2 protein-coding genes are annotated in these 1632 nt (G+C 75.7%); one reads left to right on the top strand and one right to left on the bottom strand.

Features of this window, described 5'->3' with window-relative positions; translation table 11 throughout:
- The first annotated feature begins 11 nt into the window (after window positions 1–11).
- On the top strand, window positions 12–803 hold the full coding sequence (locus tag FOE67_RS25120; RefSeq protein WP_228474273.1) for an inositol monophosphatase family protein: 792 nt from the start codon (window positions 12–14) through the stop codon (window positions 801–803).
- Window positions 804–983: 180 nt separating this feature from the next.
- On the opposite strand, the gene FOE67_RS25115 is transcribed toward FOE67_RS25120, so the two are convergent.
- On the bottom strand, window positions 984–1157 hold the full coding sequence (locus tag FOE67_RS25115) for a hypothetical protein (protein ID WP_182667109.1): 174 nt from the start codon (window positions 1155–1157) through the stop codon (window positions 984–986).
- Window positions 1158–1632: the final 475 nt, after the last annotated feature.

Raw genomic sequence — 1632 nt, 5'->3', positions numbered from 1 at the left:
CCCCCGGCGAGCTGCTCGACATCGCCCTGGAGGCCGCCGCCCGCGCCGGCCGCCTGCTGCGCGGCGGCCGTCCCGACGACCTCGCCGTCGCGGCCACCAAGTCCAGTCCCATCGACGTGGTCACCGAGATGGACCTGGCCGCCGAGAAGCTGATCACCGACTTCCTCGCCGAGCGCCGCCCCGACGACGCGGTGCTGGGCGAGGAGGGCGGCGACACCGCCGGCACCAGTGGCGTGCGCTGGGTCGTCGACCCCCTCGACGGCACCGTCAACTACCTGTACGGCCTGCCCAACTGGGCGGTCTCCATCGCGGCCGAGATCGACGGCCGCACCGCCGTGGGGGTGGTGGAGATCCCCATGCGCGGCGAGACCTGTTGGGCCGTGCTCGGCGGGGGAGCGCTGCGCCGCGCCGCCGACGGCACCACGACCCCGCTGCGCTGCCGCCCCTCGCCCCCGCTGGACCGGGCCCTCATCGGCACCGGGTTCAACTACGTCACCGAGGTGCGCGTCGCGCAGGCGGAGGTCGCGCGGCGGCTGATCCCCCGTCTGCGGGACATCCGGCGCGGCGGGTCGGCGGCGATCGACCTGTGCGACGTGGCCGGCGGACGGCTGGACGGCTACTACGAGCGCGGCCTGGGCGCCTGGGACCTCGCCGCGGGTGAGCTGATCGCCCGTGAGGCGGGCGCCCTGACCGGTGGTCGTCCCGGTCGGCCGGCGGACGGCGACCTCGCCGTGGCCGCCTCGCCCGGGGTCTTCGAACTCCTCCAACCCCTCCTGGAGGAGCTCGGCGCCTGGCACGACTGAGCCGGTCCAGCCGGTCCCCCGGGGCCCGAGGGCGGACGAAGGGGCCCCGGGGAGGAGAAGTCCTCCCCGGGGCCCCTTCCCGCACGAACCGCGTGGGTCGGTCCGGGCGCGATCCCGGGTCGCCCCGGAGCGGTCAGGGGGCCGCGCGCCCGGCGCGGCCCCCTGACGGAGCGCGGGAGATCAGGCGGCCACCCGCTCGACCCGTACGCCGTGCTCCGAGGCCAGGCGCAGCAGGTCCTCCAGCTCGGCCTGCTCCAGGTCCGCGGAGAAGACGTCGCCGGCCTCGCGGGCGCGCTCCAACTGGGTCTCGGTGTTCTCGATGCGCTGCAGAATGCCTGCGGTGAACGCGTCCATGATGCGCCCCCTTGTCATCGGTCGGCGGCACGGGGTGCCGAAGTGGATCGCGATCGCGGAGCCCTCGGAGGGGCGGTCCCGTCACGGTTCGCCGGCGTCGATGCCTGGCGCCCGGTGGGGGGATCGCTGGGGTGTGCAGGGGTGATCCCCGGGCGGCACCCCCCGGAAACCTTCCGGCAACAGAAAAAACGATGGACATTCCGGTGAACGCCCGGTTCGCCGGCGGCCCACCCCCGGGTCGTCCCCGTTTCCACCGGTTCCCGGAGGGCTTTCGCGGCACTCCGTGCCCGTTCCGGTTCGGGGTGGCCACCCCACGGTCCCCCGCGTCCCCCGGGTACCTCGCCACGGTCCTCACCCGGTGTCCTGACGGCGCGCTTACCCGTGCCCGGGGGAGGATGGACCCGGGACGCGTGATCCCCGGGGCCGGACCGACCGTCCGGCACCGGGACGCCCCGGCCGGGCCCGTGCCCGAAGC

Source organism: Streptomyces calidiresistens (genome assembly GCF_014141525.1).
Classification (GTDB): Bacteria; Actinomycetota; Actinomycetes; order Streptomycetales; family Streptomycetaceae; genus Streptomyces; species Streptomyces calidiresistens.
Note: the sequence above shows the minus strand (reverse complement) of the source record. Positions and strands in the feature narration are given on the sequence as shown.

What these genes read in the sequence shown, in the direction of transcription:
- FOE67_RS25115 (WP_182667109.1), bottom strand. Translation starts at nt 1,157, where the DNA reads ATGGACGCGTTCACCGCAGGCATTCTGCAGCGCATCGAGAACACCGAG.